Source organism: Streptomyces sp. NPDC058525 (assembly GCF_042719495.1).
Taxonomy (GTDB): Bacteria; Actinomycetota; Actinomycetes; order Streptomycetales; family Streptomycetaceae; genus Streptomyces.
This window is the reverse complement of sequence record NZ_JBHXNP010000011.1, coordinates 13578-34875: the sequence shown is the minus strand read 5'-3', so window position 1 is coordinate 34875 and position 21298 is coordinate 13578. Positions and strand designations below refer to the sequence as shown.

Genomic DNA, 21298 nt, shown 5'->3' with positions numbered 1-21298 from the left:
TCGGGATCGCTTTTCAGGATGATCACGTCATCATCGCGGATACTGATGATCACGGCCGGTGGGCGCTTCCGCCGCCCCCCGGCGCACCGGACAGGACCGAATGGAACCAGTGGACATCAACGCCGCCGCCGACGCCTACGCGGCCACCCCACTCCTGAACTGTCTGCTCCGGGAGGCCGCCGAACCGGCCGCGGACCACGGCGCCGGGGTCCACCGGCTCCTCGGCAGCGGCCGTCTGCTCCGGGTACGGGGCGTCCGCCGGCCCGAGCGCCCCGAACTGCGCACGGCGGACGGCTGGCATCGGCTCGGCCACACCGAACTGGTCAAACTCACCTCCGACGAGCTGGGCCGGTACACCGGCGTCCCGAACGACGAACTGCCCGTCGAGATCAACGACAGCCGGGACGCCGTCGCTGCGCTGCTGGCCGCCCGATCGGCCGCCGAGCCGCCGGCCGATCCGTACCTCCTCTCCGAGCAGGCCCTGGTGATGGGTCATCCGCACCACCCGGCGCCCAAGGCGCGGGGCGGGGCGCCGGCGGCGAGCTGGCTGCGGTACGCGCCGGAGGCCCGTGCCCGCTTCCCGCTGGCCTTCCTGGGGCTGCGCGAGGACCAGGCCGTCGAGGAGGGCGGGGAGGCGGCGGCCGCGGCGATCGACTCCCTCGCCGACGCCCTCGGCGGGCCGCGCCCGCCCGCCGGATACCGGCTGCTGCCGGCCCACCCCTGGCAGCTGGACCTGGTCGGCTCCCGGCCGCCGGTGCGCGAGGCCCTCGCCGACGGGCGGCTGCTGCGGCTCGGCGAGAGCCGGCTGCCGGCCTGGCCCACCGCCTCGATCCGCACCCTGTACGCACCGGCGCCCGCGGCCGACCTCTTCGTGAAGTTCAGCCTCGACGTCCGGATCACCAACGACGTGCGCCGGCTGTGGCGCCACGACCTGCTGAAGCTGCGGCGCACCGACGCGGCGGTCGAAGCGGGCTTCGCCGCGCTGCACCGGGCGGGTTCGGCCGCGGCCTGGCTCGCCGACCGCGGCTACCGCACCGCCGGCTTCGCCTTCGAGGAGCTCGCCGTCCTGGTCCGCGACGGCTTCGGCGCCCGCGACGGGCAGGGTCAGGGGCTCGGGGACGCGCACCCAGAGCAACACGGGCACGCACAGGGACACGGGCACGCACAGGGGCACGCGCACGCACAGGGGCACCCGCACCTGCACCTCGTGCCCGGGGCCGCTCCGCTGCTGGCCGCGGCCCTCGCCGAGGGCTACGCCGGGAGTCCACTGGACCTCGCCGCCGACCCGGCCGCGTGGTGGCGGGCGTATCTGCGTCAGGTCGTGCCCCCGGTGCTGGAGTTGTTCGCCCGGCACGGCGTCGTGCTGGAGGCGCACTTGCAGAACACCGTGATCGCCGTGGACGCGGCGGGCATGCCGGTCCAGGCCCTGTTCCGCGACGCGGAGGGGGTCAAACTGCTGTCCGACCTCGAGCGCCGGGCGGCCTGGCAGCGGCTGGTCTACTGCCTGGTCGTCAACAACCTGGTGGAGATCGCCGGGGCGCTGGGCGAACGGCATCCGGACATCTCCCCGCTCGTGTGGCCGGCCGCCCGGGAGGAGTTCCTGCGCTACGACGCCGAGCGCGGCCTCCCCGAGATCGCGGAACTGCTCGCCGCCCCCGCGCTGCCGGCCAAGACCAACCTGCTGCTCCGCTGGACCCGGGCGGACGGCGCGGACGCCCGCTACCTGCCCCTTCCGAACCCGCTGCGGGGGTAGGGAACCGGCCAACGTGTGCTCGTTCCGCGAACTCCCTTCACCCAAAGGTATAGACCAATGCTAGGTTGGTCGGGCAGACCGCGCAGTCCTTGACCACCCGTCAGAGGAGAAGCCATGCCCTCCCCTTCGCGGGGCGGCGGCCCGGCCGCCATGCCCAAGTACCAGCGGATCGCCGCAGCGCTGCGGGACGAACTCGAACGCGCCGCGCAGGCCCCCGGCGGCAGACTGCCCTCGGAGCGCACGCTGGCCGCGCGCTACCAGGTGAACCGGCAGACCATCCGGGCCGCGCTCCAGCACCTGCGCGAGGACGGCCTCGTCGTGACCGGCCGCCGCGGCACGCGCGCCGTCGCGGCGGGCGCGGCCGCGGTGCCCGCACCGCCCGCAACCAGGTCCGCGCCCGTATCCGTACCCGTCCGTACGCAGAGCTGGCTCACGCTGGTCACCGTTCCGCCCTCGCTCGCCGACCCGCTCGGCATGTGCGGAGGTGAGCGGACCCTCGTGCACCACCTGCGCGAACGCGGCCCGGCGGGGGAGGCCCTGCGGCACGCCGTCACCTACTTCAGCCGGGACGCCGTGGCCCGCAGCCCCGAGCTCTCCCGCTACCGCGAGCGGCCGACGGCCGTCCGCGACGAGGACCTGGGTCCCCTGCACCGCTGGCTCGAGCGGGCCGAGGCGGACGGCCGGGTCGCCGAGACTCTGACCATGACCCGCATCACCCATCCGCCGTCCGCCGCGCAGACCTGCGGCCTGACGGTGCGCCGCACCCTGCACGACACCTCGGGCCGGCTGCTGGCCCTCACCGACCTGGCCTTTCCCACCTGGGACCGGCTGACCTTCCACCGCGACCGGCCCGATCGCGGCGATCACGGCGATCGGCGCGACGGCCGTGACCGCCGTGATCACAGCGACCGTCCGGTCACCGGCTTCCGCGTCACGTAGAGGGGTCGAGGGCCGGGGCGATGCCCAGGAGCTCGTTGGCCCGCGGGCCGGTCCGGTCCGCGGCCGGCGGCGGGGCGGCCGGATCGGCGGCGGCGCCGGTCAGCAGGGCGAGCAGGCCGGCCACCTGGACACCAGCCTCGGCCGGGTGGCGGAAGACCGCGCCGGGGGAGATCTCGTACCGGTTGCGCCGCCCGTCGCGGACGCGCCGCAGGTATCCGTCCGTCTCCAGGTCGGTGACGATCGTCTGGACGGTGCGCTCGGTCAGTCCGCACACGGCGGCGACGTCCCTGAGCCGTACGGCCGGGTCCCGGGCGATGGTCACCAGGACGCGGGCGTGATTGGTCAGGAACGTCCAGTTGTTCCGCTGAGACATGCTCCCCATAGCAGTCATGATGCGATGAGCGATTCACGTGACGCAAGACGTGAAAAGCATTTCCGGTAATTCTTGACGGGAGAGGAGAAGAGGGCCACCATCTACGGCAGTCAAGGTCCCGCGCCGCAAGCCGACCAGCCCAAGGAGCGAACCCCATGCCGGTCCCTGCCCAGTACTCCCATACCGGCGCCGTCTCTGGCGGCGCCCCCGCCCCCGCCGCGCACGCCACCGCAGCTCCGGCCACCGTCCCGAGCCCGCGCCGCAGCGCCGATTCGGCGGCCCGCAGTGCCGGGGTGCCGCGCGTCGACGACCCCCGGGAGATGGCCCCCGCCGACGCGAGGGAGCTCTCGAAGGTCTTCTTCCGGCGGCTGCGCTCGCTGACCGAGGGCACCGCGGAGTACCAGTACGTCCGCAACACCCTCATTGAGATGAACGCCTCACTCGTCCAGTTCGCCGTGCGCCGCTTCCGCAACCGGGGCGAGGGCTGTGACATGGACGACATCGTCCAGGTGGGCACCATCGGCCTGATCAAGGCCATCGACCGGTTCGACCCGGCCCGCGAGAACGAGTTCTCCACGCTCGCCATGCCGTACATCACAGGCGAGATCAAGCGGCACTTCCGCGACACCTCCTGGGCCGTCCGCGTCCCGCGCCGGCTCCAGGAGCTGCGCATCGACATCGCGAAGGCGAAGGAGTCCCTGACGAGCGAGCTCGACCGGTCGCCGACCGTCGCGGACCTCGCCGACCACCTCGACCTCTCCGAGGAAGAGGTGATCGAGGGGCTCTTCGCCGCCAACGGCCACACGAGCGGCTCCCTCGACGCCCCGCAGGCGGCCTCGTACGAGTACGGCGGCGGCCAGGCCGAGGGGCACACGCTCGCCGAGGTCATCGGCGAGGACGAGCCCGCCATGGAGCTGGTCGAGGACATTCAGACGCTGGCTCCGCTGCTGGAGCGGCTCAGCGAGCGCGAGCGGCGGATGCTGCGGATGCGCTTCGGCGAGGAGCTGACCCAGGCTCAGATCGGCACCGTGCTCGGCATCTCGCAGATGCAGGTCTCGCGGCTGCTGAACCGGATCCTCGGGCACCTGCGCGAGTCCATGCTGGAGGACGAACCGGAGGCGGCGGACCGGACCGCGGTCGTGAGGTAGATCACCTTTGCGTTTGCGCAGGTGAATGCCGGGAACCAGCGGGGCTGGAGTGGAACCATCCACGCCGGCGTGTCCCGCCGGAGTGAGTGGCGCACGCGGGCAGATCCCGCCCCGCTCCGCGGCCCGCCGGCCGAGAGACCGGCGCGCGCCGTACCCGGTACGACCCGCGAGGTATATGTGTCCACGCTCCAAGCCGAGCACGTCTACAAGGTGTTCGGGAGGCGCCCCGACAGAGAGGCGGCGGGGGTCCGCGCGCTCCGCGACGGCGCCGACCGCGAGGACCTGCGTGCCGACGGCACGACGGCCGCGGTCATCGACGCCTCCTTCAGCGTCGAGCCCGGCCAGATCTTCGTCGTCATGGGTCTGTCGGGATCCGGCAAGTCCACGCTGCTGCGCATGCTCAACGGCCTGCTGGAGCCCACCGCGGGACGCATCCTCTTCGACGGGGAGGACCTCACCGCGCTCGGCGCGCGCGAGCTGCGCCGGGTGCGCTCCACCAAGATCAGCATGGTCTTCCAGCACTTCGCGCTGTTCCCGCACCGCGATGTCCTCGAGAACGCCGCGTACGGACTGGAGGTCCAGGGTGTCCCCCCGGCCGAGCGCGAGCGGCGGGCCGCCGAGGCCCTGGAGCTGTGCGGGCTCGGCGGCTGGGAGAAGTCCTGGCCCGACGAGCTCTCCGGCGGCATGCAGCAGCGCGTGGGCCTGGCCCGCGCCCTGGCCACCGACGCCGACCTGCTGCTGATGGACGAGTCCTTCAGCGCCCTCGACCCGCTGATCCGCCGCGATATGCAGGACCAGCTCCTCGAACTCCAGCGGCGGCTGAAGAAGACCATCGTCTTCATCACCCACGACCTCAACGAGGCCATGCGCCTGGGCGACGGCATCGCCGTCATGCGCGACGGGCGCATCGTCCAGCAGGGCACCGCCGAGGACATCCTCACCCGCCCCGCCGACGACTACGTCGCCTCCTTCATCCAGGACGTCGACCGCTCGCGCGTCCTCACGGCCGACGCCGTCATGGACGAGGCCCCGGCCGGCGCGGACGCCTGCGCCTGCCCCACCGTCTCCGCCGGCACCCCGCTCGCCGACCTGTGCGCCGTCAGCGCACGCGTCCCGCACCCGGTCGCCGTGACCGACGCGGACGGCACGGTCATCGGCAGCGTCCCGCAGGACCGCCTCATCGCCTTCATCGGCGACGAACCGCGGCCCCCGATGGCCTGCGCGGAGGTGGCCGCCTGATGCCCCGCCTGCACCTCGGCGCCTGGGTCGACAGCGGTGTCGACTTCCTCCAGAGCCACCTGTCCTGGCTGTTCGACGCCATCAGTGCGGTCGTCACCGGCCTCTACGACGGCATCGACGCCGTCCTGTCCGCCCCCGCCCCCCTGCTGTTCGCGGGCATCCTCGCCGTCGGCGCCTGGTGGCTGCGCGGACTCCTCGCCGGCCTGCTGGCCTTCGCGGGCTTCGCGCTCGTCGACTCCGTCGGCCTGTGGTCCGAGGCCATGTCCACGCTGTCCCTGGTCCTGGTCGCCACCCTCGTGACGCTGGTCTTCGCCGTCCCGCTCGGCATCTGGGCCTCGCGCTCGGACCGGGTCAGCGCCGTCCTGCGGCCCGTCCTGGACTTCATGCAGACCATGCCGGCCATGGTCTACCTGATCCCCGGCATCATCTTCTTCGGGGTCGGCGTGGTGCCCGGCATCATCGCGACCATCATCTTCTCGCTGCCCCCGGGCGTACGGATGACCGAGCTCGGCATCCGCCAGGTGGACCCGGAACTGGTCGAGGCGGCCGACGCCTTCGGCACCGCACCGCGCGACACCCTCGTCCGCGTCCAGCTGCCGCTGGCCCTGCCGACGATCATGGCCGGCGTCAACCAGGTCATCATGCTGGGCCTGTCCATGGTCGTCATCGCGGGCATGGTCGGCGGCGGCGGCCTCGGCGGCGCCGTCTACCGGGCCATCGGCAACGTGGACATCGGCCTCGGGTTCGAGGCCGGCATCTCGATCGTCATCCTCGCCATGTACCTCGACCGGATGACCGGGGCGCTCGGCCGCCAGGTCTCCCCGCTCGGCCGGCGCGCCCTCACCAAGGCGCGGTCCGCCGCCACCGGCGCGGCCAAGGTGTGGAACCACCGCCCCCAGCCCGCCTACGCCATCGCCGGGGCCGTGGTCCTCGCCCTCGTCGCCGGAGGCCTCGGCACCTTCGGCGGCTCGGCCTCCGAGGACGGGCCGGCCGGCGCCGACGACATCGGCAAGGGCCGCACGCTCTCCGTCGGCTACATCCCCTGGGACGAGGGCATCGCCTCCACCTTCCTGTGGAAGGAGCTCCTGGAACGGCGCGGCTTCAAGGTCGACGCCCGCCAGCTCGAAGCCGGCGCGCTCTACACCGGCCTGGCCGGCGGCCAGCTGGACTTCCAGACCGACTCCTGGCTGCCCGTCACCCACGCCCAGTACTGGGAGAAGTACGGGAACAAGCTGGAGGACCTCGGCTCCTGGTACGGCCCCACCTCGCTGGAGCTGTCCGTGCCCTCGTACGTGAAGGACGTGCGCTCGCTCGCCGACCTGAAGGGCAAGTCAGCGCAGTTCAAGGGCCGCATCATCGGCATCGAGCCGAGCGCGGGCGTCATGTCGATCCTGAAGGACAAGGTCCTCAAGGAGTACGGCCTCGAAGGCGAGTACCAGGTCGTCGACGGCTCCACGCCCGGCATGCTCGCCGAGCTCAAGCGGGCCTACGACAAGAAGGAGCCCGTGGTGACCGTGCTGTGGTCCCCGCACTGGGCGTACTCCTCGTACGAGCTGACCAAGCTGGAGGACCCGAAGGGGGTCTGGGGCACGGGCGACGGCATCCACACCCTGGCCCGCAAGGGCTTCGCCGCCGACGAGCCCGAGGTGGCGCGCTGGCTGAGCTCCTTCAAGCTCACCGAGCAGCAGCTGACCAGCCTGGAGGCGAAGATCCAGGACACCGGCAAGGGCAAGGAGCAGCAGGCGGTCCGCGCCTGGCTGGCCGAGAACCCCGAGGTCGACAAGCTGGCCTGATACGACGAGGCGCGCCCCGGGATCCACGCCGCGTGGATCCCGGGGCGCGCTGTGGCGTATCGGGCCTGATGGGCGGCCACGAGCGGCCGGTGATCGGTCGCTGAGTGGCCGCTGACCGGCCCGTGAGCGGCCGGCGGTGCGTGCGGTTGGTCACCAAGTGCCCCCAAGAGGACCGGAATCCTCCTGGTGACCACACCTCTGACCAGCCAAAACACTGGACGATTCGCCCGTGCGGACCAGGGCCTCTCCATGGCACAGTGCGATCAGTCCAACCGCACGACCAGGGAGCCTCCATGCGCGATCCGCACGCCACGCCGCTCGCGGCCGCACCCGAGTGCCCTCCAGATCCCGGTCCGCTGCCGTGCTGCCCGGTCTGCGAGGGCGCGCCGGAACGCATCTCCTGGCGCCAGCGGCCCGGCCGTCCGGTGGTGCTGGTCTTCGACCCCTGCGGCCACCAGTGGTCCTCCCCGGCTCCGCCGGTGCTGGCCGTCACCCTCTGAGGGAGGCCGGCGACCGGCCGACTGCCGGCCCGTGCGCGCACCCGACTGCCGAATCCATGCTCAAAGATGCGTGGTGGGGAGAGATTTCGAGCATCATCCTTCAGTGGGGCCGTCTCGGGCGCTATCTTGCCAGGTGCATGCCAAAGCGGTGTGTCCGCGATCCGGACCGCACGAGGAGCTGCCCCATGAGACTGCCAGGCATCCGCAGGACCAGGACCAGGGCCGGGACCACGACGAGGACCAGGGCAGGTACCGGGGCCGGGACCAGAGCCGGGGCCATGCCCGCCGCCCGGTCCCGGCTGCGGCGCACCAGGGCGGCCCTGTTCGCGGGCCTGCTCGCCGTCGCGGGGCTGGCCGCCGCAGGGCCGGCGGCCCCGCCCGCCGCCGCGGCCCCCGCCGGCGCCACGGCCACGGCCGGCAACGTCACCGGCTTCGGCCAGACCGGCAACACCTTCACCGTCACGGCCTCCAGCGGGGCCAAGGCCCGCGTGGTCGTCGCCCGGGCCGACATCTTCCGGCTCTGGCTCTCGCCCGACGGCGCCTTCACCAACGACCCGGCCGGCGCCGACCTCGCGCCCACCACCGACTTCGGCCCCGTCACCACGAGCTGGACCGACGCGGGCGCCTACTACCGGATCACCACCGGAGCCCTGTCCATCCGGGTCTACAAGTCCCCCCTCCGCTTCGCCGCCTACCGGGCCGACGACACCACCCTCGTCTGGCAGGAGACCCAGCCCACCAGCTGGACCGGCAGCCGGACCACCCAGTACTTGGCCCGGGGCGCGGACGAGCAGTTCTACGGCACCGGGCTGCGCCTGGGCGAATGGGCGCTGCGCGGCAAGACCGTGCCCGTCGCGGTCGACAACAGGTGGCGCGAGAACGACAACGCCAGCCCGGCCCCCTTCTACATGTCGACCAACGGCTACGGCGTCATGCGCAACACCTGGGCCCCCGGCTCCTACGCCTTCGACGCGCCCACCGCCCTCTCCCACGACGAGAGCCGCTTCGACGCCTGGTACTTCACCGGCACCTCCCTCAAGTCGGTGCTGGACGCGTACACCGACGTCAGCGGCAAACCGTTCCTGGCCCCGATGTGGGGCTTCGAGCTGGGCAACGCGGACTGTTTCAACGCCTCCAACCCCGACTACCAGGGCGACCACGGCCGCCTGCGCCACCAGACCACCCCGGACGTCGTCGGGTACGCGGCCGACGCGCGGGCCGCCGACATGCCCTCGGGCTGGTTCCTGCCCAACGACGGCTACGGCTGCGGCTACACCGCGCCCCTCAAGTCCACCGTGGACGCGCTGCGGGCCAAGGGCTTCCAGACCGGGCTGTGGACCTCCACGGGCCTCGGCTCCATCGCCGACGAGGTCGGCAACGCCGGCAGCCGGGGTGTGAAGACGGATGTGGCCTGGATCGGCAGCGGCTACAAGTACGCCTTCGACGGGGTGAAGCAGGCCGTCGAAGGGATCGAGAAGAACTCCGACGCCCGGCGCTACGTCTGGACCGTCGACGGCTGGGCCGGAACCCAGCGCAACGCCGTCGTCTGGACCGGTGACACCCACGGCACCTGGGACGACATGCGCTGGCACGTCCCCGCCATCACCGGCGCGGGCCTGTCCGCCCTGAACTACGCCTCCGGCGACGTCGACGGCATCTTCGGCGGCAGCCCCAAGACGTTCACCCGCGACCTCCAGTGGAAGGCCTTCACTCCCGCCTTCATGACCATGTCCGGCTGGGGCGCGACCGGCCCCTCGGCCGGCTACCAGGACAAGCAGCCCTGGCGCTTCGCGGAGCCGTACCTCTCCATCAACCGCAAGTACCTCCAGCTCAAGATGCGGCTGATGCCGTACCTCTACACGATGAGCCGGACCGCGCACGAGACCGGCGTGCCCAGCACCCGCGCGATGGTGCTCGAATACCCCGACGACCCGGTGGCCCGGGGCAATCTCACCAGCGGCCAGTTCATGGCCGGCGACTCCCTCCTCGTCGCGCCCGTCGTCTCCGACACCTCCGTACGCGACGGGATCTACCTGCCCGCCGGCACCTGGACCGACTACTGGACGGGGCGCACCTACGCGGGCCCGGGCTGGCTGAACGGCTACCAGGCCCCGCTGGACACCCTGCCGCTCTTCGTCAAGGGCGGCGCCATCGTGCCGATGTGGCCGCAGATGAACTACTCGGGCGAGAAGCCTGTCTCCACCCTCACCTACGACATCCACCCGCGCGGCAACTCCTCCTTCAGCCTCTACGAGGACGACGGCCGCACCCGCGCCCACCAGTCCGGGGCCTACGCCCGCCAGCAGGTCGACGTCACCGCCCCGGCCTCGGGCTCCGGCACGGTCACCGTCTCCGTCGGGGCCCCCACCGGCAGCTACACCGGCAAGCCGGCCTCCCGGGGGTACGAGTTCACCCTCCACGTGGCGTCCGCCCCCACCGCCCTCACGGCGGACGGGGCCGCCCTGCCCCGCCTGACCTCCAAGGCCGCCTACGACGCGGCCGCCTCGGGCTGGTTCTTCGACCCGGCGGACCGCTCCGGAGTCCTGTGGATCAAGACGGGTACGAAGTCGGGCGCCTTCAGCGTCTCGGCCTCGGGCACCACCGTCCCGGCGGCCGGGCCCCTGCCCTCGTCCGGCCCCATCGCGCAGTCGGGCTGGTCCCTGGTCTCGGCCGACAGCCAGGAGACCGCCGCCGAGAACGGCGCCGCCGTGCGCGCCTTCGACGGCAACCCGGCCACGCAGTGGCACACCGCCTGGTCCACCGGCACCCCGGCCGCGCTCCCGCACGAGATCCAGCTCGACCTCGGAGCCCGCTACGCCGTGGACGGCCTCGGCTACCTGCCCCGCCAGGACGGCGGGGTCAACGGCCGGATCGGCGGATACGAGGTCTACGTCTCCGACACCACCGCCGACTGGGGCTCACCCGTGGCGACCGGCTCCTTCGCCGACACCGCGGCCGCCAAGAGCGCCGCCCTGTCCGTGAAGAGCGGCCGCTACCTGAAGCTGAAGGCCCTCACCGAGGCCGGCGGCCGCGGCCCGTGGACCAGCGCCGCCGAGATCACCCTCACCGGGCGCCCGGCCCCGCTGCCGTCCGCGGCCACCCTCGTCAACGCGGCCTCGGCGAGCTGTCTGGACCTGCCGCACAGCGCCACCACCCCCGGCACCGAGCCCACCCTCTACACCTGCCACGGAGGCCCGAACCAACGCTGGACCCTGCAGGGCGACGGCCGCCTCACCGGCCTGGCCGGCGTCTGCCTGGACGGCTCCGACGCCGCCCGCGTGACGATCCGTACCTGTGACGGCAGCGCCGGCCAGACCTGGCAGGCGGGCCCCCAGAGCACCCTGCGCACCTCCGGCCAATGCCTCACCCCGGCCGGGTCCGGCACCGCCAACGGCACCCGCCTCACCCGCGCCGCCTGTACCGACACCCCCGCCCAAAGCTGGACCTTCACCCCCTGACCACCCGTCGGCCGCCGAGCCGGCCCGGCACTCCCGCCGAGCCGGCCCGGCACTCCCGCCGGGCCGGCCCGCTCGGCGGCCCGCGGCCGGCAGGGCGGTGGGTGGGTCGGCACCCGTCTTCCGTCCGCGCCTGGGGTCCGGACCCCGTGGCGAAGACGCGGGACGGGTTGCCGCCCGGGCCCTGCACCGATCCTGATGGCGCCTCACATCCAAGTCAATCCTCCGATTTTCTCCCTGCACCCAAGCGATAGCTTGTACCTCATGACCCTCGACGACCTCCGCGTGTTCGTGGCCGTCTGCCGCGCCGGGAGCCTCAGCGCCGTGGCCCGCGACCTCGGCCGCACCCAGTCCGCCGTCAGCCAGCACGTCCGCCGCCTGGAGAAGCAGACCGGCGCGAGCCTGCTGGAGCGCCATGCCCGCGGGGTGGTGCCCACCGAGGCCGGCCGGATCCTCCAGGCGGCAGCCGCCGACGGCATCGCCGGCCTCGACGGCGCCCTGCGCCGCCTGGACGACCTCGTACGGGGCGGGGGCGGCTCGGTGCGCGTCACCACCGGGGCGACCACCGTCCGGCACTTCATGTCCGAGGCCGTCGTCACCTTCCGCCGCCGCAACCCCGGGGTGAGCCTGGAGTTCCAGACCGAGAACTCCAGCCGCAGCTGCTTCGACGCGCTCGCCGCCGACGACCTCGACCTCGCCTGGATCACCATCGGCGCCCCGGTCCGCGGCATCGAGCAGCGTCCCGTGATGGAGCTGCCCTGGGTGCTCGCGGTCGGCGCCGACGACCCCCTCGCCGCCCGCCCGCACATCGAGCTCGCCGACCTCTCCGGAGTCCGCCACGTCCGGCTGCCGGAGAACTCCGCCTCCCGCGCCCGCCTCGACGCCGCCTTCGCCGAAGCCGGGATCCGGGTCCGCTCCGACACCAGCGTCGCGGACTGGGACACCGCCCTGCTCCTCGCCGAACTGGGCCTGGGCCACGCCGTCGTACCGGCGCTGCCCGGCTGGCGGGTCCCCGGCACCGACGGCCCGCTGCGCCTGGTCCCGATCCCCGGCCTGCCGCCCCTCGCCGTCGGCTGGGCCGTCCGCCGCTGGTCGGCGCTCGCCCCGCCGGCCCGGGCCTTCGCCGCCGAGGTGGCCCGCAGCTGCACGGCCCGCGCCGCCGCCCGCTGACCCGGGGCGGTGCGCTCAGGGCCGAGTGGCCCCCGCGGGCCGCGCTTTCGGGTGACCCCACCGCTCGGCGCCCGGCGGCGGGCCGTCGGCGTGCCCGAGCATCTCAGGCGGCCGGTCATGACGTTCGCGTCGGCTTCCGGCCACGATCAGCCGAGGCGCTCGGGCGCCGCGGATCCGGCCCCCGCGGGGAGATCACGTGCACGTCCTGCTCGTCGCGAGCGCGTTCAACAGCCTCACCCAGCGGGTCCACGCCGAGCTGCGCGACCACGGCCACAGCGTGGCGGTCGAACTCGCCCTGCCGCACGTGCCCCTGGCCGCCGCCGTGCACCGCCACAAGCCCGACCTCGTCATCGCGCCGATGCTGCGGACCGCCCTCCCCGAGGAGGTCTGGGCCGCCTACACCTGTCTGATCGTCCACCCAGGACCGGTCGGCGACCGCGGCCCCTCCTCGCTCGACTGGGCGCTCCACGACGAGGCCGTCCGCTGGGGCGTCACCGTCCTGCAGGCCGAGGCCGAGATGGACGCCGGAGCGGTCTGGGCCCACGTCGAATGCCCCGTACCGCCCGTGGGCAAGAGCGACCTCTACCGCGGCGAGATCGCCGACGCCGCCCTGGAGGCCGTCCTCCTCGCCGTCCGCCGCTTCGCCTCGGGCACCCACACCCCGCGGCCGCAGACCGGCGGACACGCGCGTCCCGCGATGCGCCAGGAGCACCGGCGGATCGACTGGCGGACGGACTCCACCGCACGCGTCCTGCGCATGCTGCGCGCCGCCGACTCACAGCCCGGCGTACGGGACGAACTGCTCGGCGCCGAGTGGTTCCTGCACGGGGGCCACGCCGAGGACCGGCTGCGCGGCCGTCCCGGCGAGCTGCTCGCCACCCGGGCGGGAGCCGTGTGCCGAGCCACCGCCGACGGCGCCGTCTGGATCCCCGAACTCCGCGCCCGCCGCGCCCCGGGCGGGCCCGCCGCCCCGAAACTGCCCGCCACCGCGGCCCTCGCCGGCCGGCTGCCCGCGCTGCCCGAACACCCGGCCCCGCCGCACGCCGACGCGGGCCGGCGGACCTGGTCCGACATCGGCTACCGGGAGGAGGGGCAGACCGGCTTCCTGTCCTTCGCCTTCCCCGGCGGCGCGATGAGCACCGCCCACTGCCGCCGGCTGCTGGAGGCGTACCGGACCGCCTGTTCCCGCCCCACCACCGTGCTGGTCCTCGGCGGCGGCCGCGACTTCTTCTCCAACGGCATCCACCTGGGCGTCATCGAGGCGGCCGCCGACCCGGCCGCCGAGTCCCGGGCCAACATCGAGGCCATGGACGACCTGGTCGAGGCCGTGCTCACGACCACCGACCGCCTGGTCGTCTCCGCCCTCGGCGGGAACGCCGCCGCCGGCGGGGCCATGCTCGCCCTCGCCGCCGACGAGGTCTGGTGCCGCCGGGGCGTGGTCCTCAACCCGCACTACCGCCTGATGGGGCTGCACGGCTCCGAGTACTGGACGTACACCCTGCCGCGCCGCGTCGGCACCGGCGTGGCCGAGCGCCTCACCACCGAGGCCCTGCCGCTGAGCGCGGAGGCCGCGCTCCGGCTCGGGCTGGCCGACCGTACGGTGCCCTGCGCGCCCCAGGCCTTCGCCGACGAGACGGCCCGGCTCGCGACCCGGCTGGCCGCCCTGCCCGCCACCGCCTCCCGGATCGCCGCCAAGAAGGCGCGGCGCGACCGCGACGAGGCGGAGAAGCCGCTGGCCGCCTACCGGGAGGCCGAGCTGGCCCTGATGGGCCGGACCTTCGCCGACCCGGACGCCCCCTACCACGCCCTGCGCCGCGCCTTCGTACGCAAGGAGCCCGCGACGGCCACCCCGCCCCACCTGGCCCGCCCCGCGGCCGGGAGGCACACCGCGCCGCTGCCGTCCCGGCAGCGCCCGGTCACTGGACTGGCGGCACAAGACGAGGCACCCCGTACGTCCGGCTGTTAGCAAGAAAGACGAGGCCGTCCACGCCGCCTCGCCCCGCACACCGCCCCGAGCACCTCCCCGAGGAGGCATCCCCATGGATCCAGCGACGTCGGCACCGGTCGAAGACCCCCCGATCCACATCCTCTGGATCAACGCGGGGCTGAGCTGCGACGGCGACTCCGTATCCCTGACGGCCGCCATGCAGCCCAGCATCGAGGAGATCGTCACGGGCGTCCTGCCCGGGCTGCCCAAGATCGCGGTGCACTGGCCGCTGATCGACTTCGAATGCGGGCCCGTCGGCGGCGCCGACACATTCATCGAGTGGTTCTTCAAGGGCGAGCGGGGCGAGATCGACCCGTTCGTGCTCGTCGTCGAGGGCTCCATCCCCAACGAGAAGATCAAGCCCGAGGGCTACTGGTGCGGCTTCGGCGACGATCCCGAGACCGGCCAGCCCATCACCACCAGCGAGTGGATCGACCGGCTGGCCCCCAAGGCCCTCGCCGTCGTCGCCATCGGCACCTGCGCCACCTACGGCGGCATCCACGCCATGGAGGGCAACCCCACCGGGGCCATGGGCGTGCCCGACTACCTGGGCTGGGACTGGACCTCGAAGGCCGGCATCCCCATCGTGTGCGTGCCCGGCTGCCCGATCCAGCCGGACAACTTCTCGGAGACCCTGACCTACCTGCTCTACCAGGCGGCCGGTTCGGCGCCGATGATCCCGCTCGACGACAAGCTGCGCCCGACCTGGCTGTTCGGCGCCACCGTCCACGAGGGCTGCGACCGGGCGGGCTACTACGAGCAGGGCCAGTTCGCGAAGACCTACGACTCTCCCCAGTGCCTGGTGAAGCTGGGCTGCTGGGGCCCCGTCGTCAAGTGCAACGTCCCCAAGCGCGGCTGGATGAACGGCATCGGCGGCTGCCCCAACGTCGGCGGCATCTGCATCGCCTGCACGATGCCCGGCTTCCCCGACAAGTTCATGCCGTTCATGGACGAACCCCCCGGCGCCAAGGTGTCCAGCAAGACCAGCGGCGCCTACGGGGCGGTGGTCCGCAGGCTCCGCGCGATCACGGCGCACACCGTGGACCAGGAGCCCAAGTGGCGCCGGGCCGGCCAGAAGCTGACCACGGGCTACCGCCCGCCCTGGTGACCGACCCGCACGCCCCCCACTCCGATCACGAACTCCGCGCAGCACAGCAGCAGGAAGGGTCACGGCAGAGACGATGGCACCGAAGACGAAGGCGGCCGGTGACGGCAGCGGCCTGGTGGAGATGGCCTGGGATCCGATCACGCGGATCGTCGGCAGCCTCGGCATCCACACGAAGATCGACTTCAAGCAGAAGCGGGTCGCGGAGTGCTACAGCACCTCGTCGGTCTTCCGCGGCTACAGCGTCTTCATGCGCGGGAAGGACCCCCGGGACGCGCACTTCATCACCAGCCGCATCTGCGGCATCTGCGGCGACAACCACGCCACCTGCTCCGTGTACGCGCAGAACATGGCCTACGGGGTGAAGCCGCCCCACCTCGCCGAGTGGATCATCAACCTGGGCGAGTCGGCGGAGTACATGTTCGACCACAACATCTTCCAGGAGAACCTGGTCGGGGTCGACTACTGCGAGAAGATGGTCCGCGAGACCAACCCCGGCGTCCTGGAGCTGGCCGAGCGCACCCCCGCCCCGCACGCCGGCGACCACGGCTTCAAGACCATCGCCGACATCATGCGCTCCCTCAACCCCATCGAGGGCGAGTTCTACCGCGAGGCCCTCCAGGTCTCCCGCTACACGCGCGAGATGTTCTGCCTGATGGAGGGCCGCCACGTGCACCCCTCCACCCTCTACCCGGGCGGCGTCGGCACCATCGCCTCCGTCCAGCTCTTCACGGACTACATGAGCCGCCTCATGCGGTACTGCGAGTTCATGAAGCGCGTCGTCCCGCTCCACGACGACCTCTTCGACTTCTTCTACGAGGCCCTGCCCGGCTACGAGGAGGTCGGCCGCCGGCGCGTCCTGCTCGGCTGCTGGGGCGCCCTCAACGACCCCGAGTACTGCGACTTCACCTACGCCAACATGACCGACTGGGGACGGAAGATGTTCGTCACCCCGGGCGTGATCGTCGACGGCAAACTGGTCACCAACGACCTCACCGAGATCAACCTCGGCATCCGCATCCTGCTCGGCAGCTCGTACTACGACGACTGGCAGGGCCAGGAGCAGTTCGTCACCCACGACCCGCTCGGCAACCCGGTCGACCCCCGCCACCCGTGGAACCAGCACACCATCCCAGCCCCGCAGAAACGGAACTTCGACGACAAGTACAGCTGGGTGATGTCCCCCCGCTGGTTCGACGGCAAGGACCACCTCGCGCTCGACACCGGCGGCGGCCCCATCGCCCGCCTGTGGTCCACCGCGCTGTCCGGCCTCGTCCACACCGACTACGTGCAGGCCACCGGGCACAGCGTCGTCATCACGCTGCCGCGCACGATGACCAAGCCCGAGACCCGCTTCGAGTGGAAGATCCCGAAGTGGAGCAACGCGCTGGAACGCAACCGCGCGCGCACCTACTTCCAGGCCTACGCGGCCGCCATCGCCCTGCACTGCGCCGAGAAGGGCCTCGCCGAGGTCCGCGCCGGACGCACCCAGACCTGGGAGAAGTTCGAGGTGCCGGACGAGGGGCTCGGCGTCGGCTTCACCGAGGCCGTGCGCGGGGTGCTCTCGCACCACATGGTGATCCGCGACGGGAAGATCGCCAACTACCACCCGTACCCGCCGACCCCGTGGAACGCCAGCACCCGCGACACCTTCGGCACGCCCGGACCGTACGAGGACGCCGTCCAGAACACGCCGATCTTCGAGGAGAACACCCCGGAGAACTTCAAGGGGATCGACATCATGCGCGCCGTGCGCAGCTTCGACCCCTGTCTGCCGTGCGGAGTCCACATGTACGTGGGCGGCGGCAAGACCGTGAAGACCATGCACGTGCCCACCGGCCTGAGCGGACTGGGCGGATGAGCCCGGCCGCCGACACCCGGCAGACCGGCCACCGCGTCGAGGAGGTGCTCGACCGGCTCGCCGCCGGCGGCGACCGCGAGGCGTGCGCGGCCGCCGAGGAACTGGTGCGCGTCCTCATGGACTTCTACGGGGCGGGCCTCGCCCGGATCGTCGAAGGGCTCGGCGAGGCGCCGCTGCGCCCGCTGCTCGACGACGAACTCGTCGCGAGCCTGCTGGCCCTGCACGACCTCCACCCCGAGGACGTGCACACCCGCATCGCCCGCGCCCTGGCCGCCGCCGGGGACCCGGCGCAGGTGCTCGGCTTCGACGAGGCCACCGGGGTGCTGCGGCTGGGCCCCGAGTCCGGCGGCACCGGCACCGGCTGCGGCTGCGGCAGCGCCGGCGGGCAGCAGTCCGTCGAGGACACCCTGGCCTCCTTCGCACCCGAGGTCACCCGGGTCGAGAGGGAACAGGCGGCCCCGCAGCCCACCCTGCTGCAGATCTCGGCCCGCCCGCAGACCCCGGCACGGGTGCGGTGAACGGACACCCGGCGCGTACGGGCGCACCGCGCGGCCTGCGGCGGTTCGCGGGCCCGCGCCCGCCGCGCCCCGAAATTTGCGAACTGTGCGGGGTGGCGGTGCCCGAGGACGGCCACCGCCACCTCGTGGAGACCGAGAAGCGGGCCCTGGTCTGCGCCTGCACCGCCTGCGCCCTGCTCTTCGACCGGCCGGGCACCGCCACCGGCCGGTACCGCGCGGTCCCCGGCCGCTACCTCACCGACCCTGGCCATCCGCTCGACGAGGGAGCCTGGGAGCTGCTCCAGATCCCGGTCGGCGTCGCCTTCTTCTTCCGCAACGCCGCCCTCGACCGGCTCGTCGCCCTCTACCCGAGCCCGGCCGGAGCCACCGAGAGCGAGCTCGACCCGCAGACCTGGCAGAGCGTGCTCGGCGGCGGCCGGCTGGCCGCCCTGCTCGAACCCGACGTGGAGGCCCTCCTGCTGCGCCGCTCGGAGGGCCGCACCGACTGCTACCTCGTGCCCATCGACATCTGCTACGAACTCGTGGGCCGGATGAGGCTGCTGTGGCAGGGCTTCGACGGCGGCGCCGAGGCCCGCGCGGCCCTCGACGCCTTCTTCGCGCAGGTCGAACGCCGGGCCAAGGCGCCGGCCGACACCGCCGGGGCGGGCCCGAGATGACCGACCTCGCCTTCACCTGCACCGGGGTGCGCGCCGACGCCTACGCCGCCGGCCCCACCCTCGTCTTCCGGCTGCGGATCACCGCCGCCGGCAACGCCCGGGTGCACGCCCTCGCCCTGCGCTGCCAGATCCGCATCGAACCGGCCCGGCGCGGCTACGGCCCCGCCGAGGCCGAGGGCCTGGCCGACCTGTTCGGCGAGCGCGGCCGCTGGGGCACCACCCTCAAGCCCGTACAGTTCGCCCAGGTCGCGCTGATGGTGCCCGGCTTCACCGGGGAGACCGAGACCGACCTGGTCGTCCCCTGCACCTACGACATGGACATCGCGGCGACCCGCTACTTCCACGCCCTGACGGAGGGGGAGGCTCCGCTGCTGATGCTGTTCTCCGGCACCGCCTTCACCGGCGCCGGCGGCTTCCGCGTCGAGCCCGTCCCCTGGGACCGCGAAGCCTCGTACCGGCTGCCCGTACAGGTCTGGCGGGAGATGGTCGAGCAGCACTTCCCGGGCTGCGGCTGGCTGCGGCTGCCCCGCGACACGATGGCGGAGCTGCTCGCCTTCCGCTCACGGCACTCCCTCGCCTCCTGGGAGGCCACCGTGCGCGCCCTCCTCGACGCGGCCGCCGCGGCCGACCCGCCGCCCCCGCCCCGCCGGTTCGGCTCCGCACTGCCCCGTGCCACCGAGAGGACGGCGCCATGACCACCACGGCCGCGACGGACTCCCGCTTCGCCACCGCCCGGCAGGTGGCCGACGCCGTCCTCTTCGAGGGCTACGTGCTCTACCCCTACCGCGCCTCCGCGGCCAAGAACCGGCTGCGCTGGCAGTTCGGCGTACTGGTCCCGCCCGCGTGGGGCCCGGCGCACGAGGAGCACGCGCACCAGCAGACCGAGATCCTGATGGAGCCGAAGGGCGACGCGCGCCTCGCCGTCGAGCTGCGGTTCCTGCACGCGCAGCGCCGCACCGTCCAACAGGTGCTGCCCGACGGCACGTTCGAGGACGTCGCCGAGCTGCACCTGGCGGACCGGGTCCTCGTCCCCTGGGACGAGGGGACCGAGGAGCGGGTCGAGCTGTCGGCCGGCGTGGCCGAACTGGCCGGGGAGGGACTCACCCTGCCCTTCCGCCGCCCCGCCCGCGAGAGCACCGAGCCCGTCCTCGACGCCGACGGCCGGCACATCGGCCGCCTGGTACGGCGCACCGAGGAGGTCGAGGGCGTCGTACGGCTGCGCGCCACCGAACTCGAGGGCGCCTACAGGGTGTTCAAGCTCACCGCGGTCGTCGAGAACACCAGCCCGTGGACCCCGCCCGGCGCGGCGGCCGACCGCGACGCGGCCCTGCCCCGGTCCCTGGTCGCCGCGCACCTCCTGCTCGGCCTCGACGCCGGCTCCTTCCTCTCCATGACCGACCCGCCCGAGTGGGCCAAGGCCGCCGTCGCCACCTGCGCCAACCGCCACACCTGGCCCGTACTGGCCGGCGAACCAGGCCGAGCCGACGTGGTCCTGTCCTCCCCGATCATCCTGGAGGACCACCCGGCCATCGCCCCCGAGAGCCTCGGCGCGATGTACGACGCCACCGAGATCGACGAGATCCTCGCCCTGCGCACGGCGGCCCTCACCGACCGGGAGAAGCGCGAGGCACGCGGCACGGACGCCCGCGCCGCCGCAGTCATCGACCTGGCCGACACCATGCCCCCCGAGGTACTCGAGCGGCTGCACGGCGCGGTCCGAGCCCTGCGCGAGATCACCGACCCGGACGCGGCCCGCCCGGACCTACCGGAGCCCCTCACCGAACTTGCCGACGAGCAGGCGGTGTTCCGGCCCGAAACCCCCTGGTGGGACCCGGCCCGGGACGACACCGCCGACCCCGCGCGCGACCGGATCCTCGTCGACGGCGCCCCGGTGGGCGTCGGCAGCCGGGTCCTGCTGCGCCCGGGCCTGCGCCGCACCGACGCCCAGGACCTGTTCCTCCAGGGCATGGCCGCCAGGGTCGAGGCGGTCCTGCACGACGTCGACGGGGGAGTCCACCTCGCCGTGACCGTCGAGGGCGACCCGGGCGCGGACATCCGACGCGAACAGGGCCGGTTCCTCTACTTCCAGCCCGACGAGGTCACCCCCCTGGAGGACGCGTGAGCGGCAGAACGCTGGTCGCCGGCATCGGCAACGTCTTCCTCGGCGACGACGGCTTCGGCGTGGAGACCGTACGGGCCCTGTCCGCGCACCGGCTGCCCGAGACGGTGGAGGTGGTGGACTTCGGCGTACGCGGAGTCCACCTCGCCTACCAGCTCCTCGACGGCTACGACACGCTCGTGATGCTCGACGCCACCGCACGCGGCGGCGAGCCGGGCACGCTCTACCTGATCGAGGCCGACGGGAGCGCGGGCCCCGGCGGCGCCGTCCTCGACGGCCACCACATGTCCCCCGACGCGGTCCTCACCCTGCTGGACACCCTCTGCGCCGGCACCGGAACCACCCCGCCCCGCCGCACGCTCGTCGTCGGCTGCGAGCCGGCCTCGGTCGAGGAGGGCATCGGCCTGAGCCCGCCCGTGGCCGCGGCCGTACCGCTGGCCGCCCGCATGGTGCTGGACCTGCTCCGCGACGAGACCGCCGCGCCCGACCGCGCCGCACTGAGGAGAACCCCATGAAGAAGGCCGTCGTCTACGGGGCCGCCACCGCCGCGCTCGTCCTCGTACTGCGGGAGGTCCTCCCCGACATCCGGCGCTACCTGCGGCTGACCAGGATGTGAGCCGCCGCCCGCCCGGAGCCCGACCGGAGCCCGCCCCCGCGCCGCCCCCGCGCCCGAACGGCGTGC

General features: G+C 73.2%; 18 protein-coding genes. 17 read left to right on the top strand and 1 reads right to left on the bottom strand.

The features are described from left to right. The first annotated feature begins 100 nt into the window (after positions 1–100). Together ACFWP3_RS08680 and ACFWP3_RS08675 are read left to right on the top strand one after the other, a co-directional pair. Complete coding sequence (locus ACFWP3_RS08680) at positions 101–1753, top strand: IucA/IucC family protein (protein ID WP_384217689.1); 1653 nt, start codon at positions 101–103, stop codon at positions 1751–1753. A 114-nt stretch (positions 1754–1867) separates the two neighbouring features. After that, positions 1868–2692 carry a GntR family transcriptional regulator gene (locus ACFWP3_RS08675; protein WP_384217687.1) on the top strand — a complete coding sequence of 275 codons (825 nt, stop codon included), beginning with the start codon at positions 1868–1870 and terminating at the stop codon, positions 2690–2692. Here the strand turns inward: ACFWP3_RS08675 and ACFWP3_RS08670 are convergent. Then, complete coding sequence (locus ACFWP3_RS08670) at positions 2685–3074, bottom strand: MarR family transcriptional regulator (protein WP_384217684.1); 390 nt, start codon at positions 3072–3074, stop codon at positions 2685–2687. The genes ACFWP3_RS08675 and ACFWP3_RS08670 overlap by 8 nt on opposite strands. A gap of 146 nt (positions 3075–3220) precedes the next feature. Between ACFWP3_RS08670 and ACFWP3_RS08665 the strand changes: the two genes are divergently transcribed. From ACFWP3_RS08665 to ACFWP3_RS08595, 15 genes are all read left to right on the top strand, one after another. Continuing rightward, positions 3221–4213, top strand: a complete 993-nt coding sequence (locus ACFWP3_RS08665; RefSeq protein WP_384217682.1) for a SigB/SigF/SigG family RNA polymerase sigma factor — start codon at positions 3221–3223, stop codon at positions 4211–4213. Between the two features lie 177 nt (positions 4214–4390). Beyond that, entirely contained in the window at positions 4391–5452 is a 1062-nt protein-coding gene (locus tag ACFWP3_RS08660) for a glycine betaine/L-proline ABC transporter ATP-binding protein (RefSeq protein WP_384217680.1), read from the top strand. Continuing rightward, positions 5452–7245, top strand: coding sequence for an ABC transporter permease/substrate binding protein (locus ACFWP3_RS08655; protein ID WP_384217678.1), 1794 nt, complete (start codon positions 5452–5454; stop codon positions 7243–7245). Before ACFWP3_RS08660 ends, ACFWP3_RS08655 begins: the two co-directional genes overlap by 1 nt. A 293-nt stretch (positions 7246–7538) precedes the next feature. Further along, positions 7539–7745 carry a hypothetical protein gene (locus ACFWP3_RS08650; protein WP_384217676.1) on the top strand — a complete coding sequence of 69 codons (207 nt, stop codon included), beginning with the start codon at positions 7539–7541 and terminating at the stop codon, positions 7743–7745. Between the two features lie 278 nt (positions 7746–8023). Then, the gene (locus tag ACFWP3_RS08645) at positions 8024–11203 is read left to right on the top strand and encodes a TIM-barrel domain-containing protein (RefSeq protein ID WP_384217673.1); all 3180 of its coding nucleotides are present in this window, start codon (positions 8024–8026) and stop codon (positions 11201–11203) included. Positions 11204–11464: 261 nt separating this feature from the next. Continuing rightward, the gene (locus tag ACFWP3_RS08640; RefSeq protein ID WP_384217671.1) at positions 11465–12370 is read left to right on the top strand and encodes a LysR substrate-binding domain-containing protein; all 906 of its coding nucleotides are present in this window, start codon (positions 11465–11467) and stop codon (positions 12368–12370) included. 196 nt (positions 12371–12566) lie between these two features. Continuing rightward, the gene (locus ACFWP3_RS08635) at positions 12567–14336 is read left to right on the top strand and encodes an enoyl-CoA hydratase-related protein (protein WP_384217669.1); all 1770 of its coding nucleotides are present in this window, start codon (positions 12567–12569) and stop codon (positions 14334–14336) included. A gap of 73 nt (positions 14337–14409) precedes the next feature. After that, positions 14410–15465 (top strand): hydrogenase expression protein HypE, encoded by a 1056-nt coding sequence (locus ACFWP3_RS08630; protein ID WP_384217666.1) that lies wholly within the window; start codon positions 14410–14412, stop codon positions 15463–15465. 73 nt (positions 15466–15538) lie between these two features. Then, complete coding sequence (locus ACFWP3_RS08625) at positions 15539–17323, top strand: nickel-dependent hydrogenase large subunit (protein ID WP_384217664.1); 1785 nt, start codon at positions 15539–15541, stop codon at positions 17321–17323. Beyond that, positions 17320–17841 (top strand): hypothetical protein, encoded by a 522-nt coding sequence (locus ACFWP3_RS08620; RefSeq protein WP_384217662.1) that lies wholly within the window; start codon positions 17320–17322, stop codon positions 17839–17841. Before ACFWP3_RS08625 ends, ACFWP3_RS08620 begins: the two co-directional genes overlap by 4 nt. Then, complete coding sequence (locus ACFWP3_RS08615) at positions 17838–18497, top strand: DUF5947 family protein (RefSeq protein ID WP_384217660.1); 660 nt, start codon at positions 17838–17840, stop codon at positions 18495–18497. Before ACFWP3_RS08620 ends, ACFWP3_RS08615 begins: the two co-directional genes overlap by 4 nt. Beyond that, positions 18494–19192, top strand: coding sequence for a DUF6084 family protein (locus ACFWP3_RS08610; protein ID WP_384217657.1), 699 nt, complete (start codon positions 18494–18496; stop codon positions 19190–19192). The genes ACFWP3_RS08615 and ACFWP3_RS08610 overlap by 4 nt, the downstream gene beginning before the upstream one ends. Then, positions 19189–20619, top strand: coding sequence for a hypothetical protein (locus ACFWP3_RS08605; protein WP_384217655.1), 1431 nt, complete (start codon positions 19189–19191; stop codon positions 20617–20619). Before ACFWP3_RS08610 ends, ACFWP3_RS08605 begins: the two co-directional genes overlap by 4 nt. Next, positions 20616–21131, top strand: a complete 516-nt coding sequence (locus ACFWP3_RS08600; RefSeq protein WP_384217652.1) for a hydrogenase maturation protease — start codon at positions 20616–20618, stop codon at positions 21129–21131. The genes ACFWP3_RS08605 and ACFWP3_RS08600 overlap by 4 nt, the downstream gene beginning before the upstream one ends. After that, positions 21128–21232 carry a DUF6893 family small protein gene (locus ACFWP3_RS08595; RefSeq protein WP_384217651.1) on the top strand — a complete coding sequence of 35 codons (105 nt, stop codon included), beginning with the start codon at positions 21128–21130 and terminating at the stop codon, positions 21230–21232. The genes ACFWP3_RS08600 and ACFWP3_RS08595 overlap by 4 nt, the downstream gene beginning before the upstream one ends. Positions 21233–21298 lie beyond the last annotated feature (66 nt).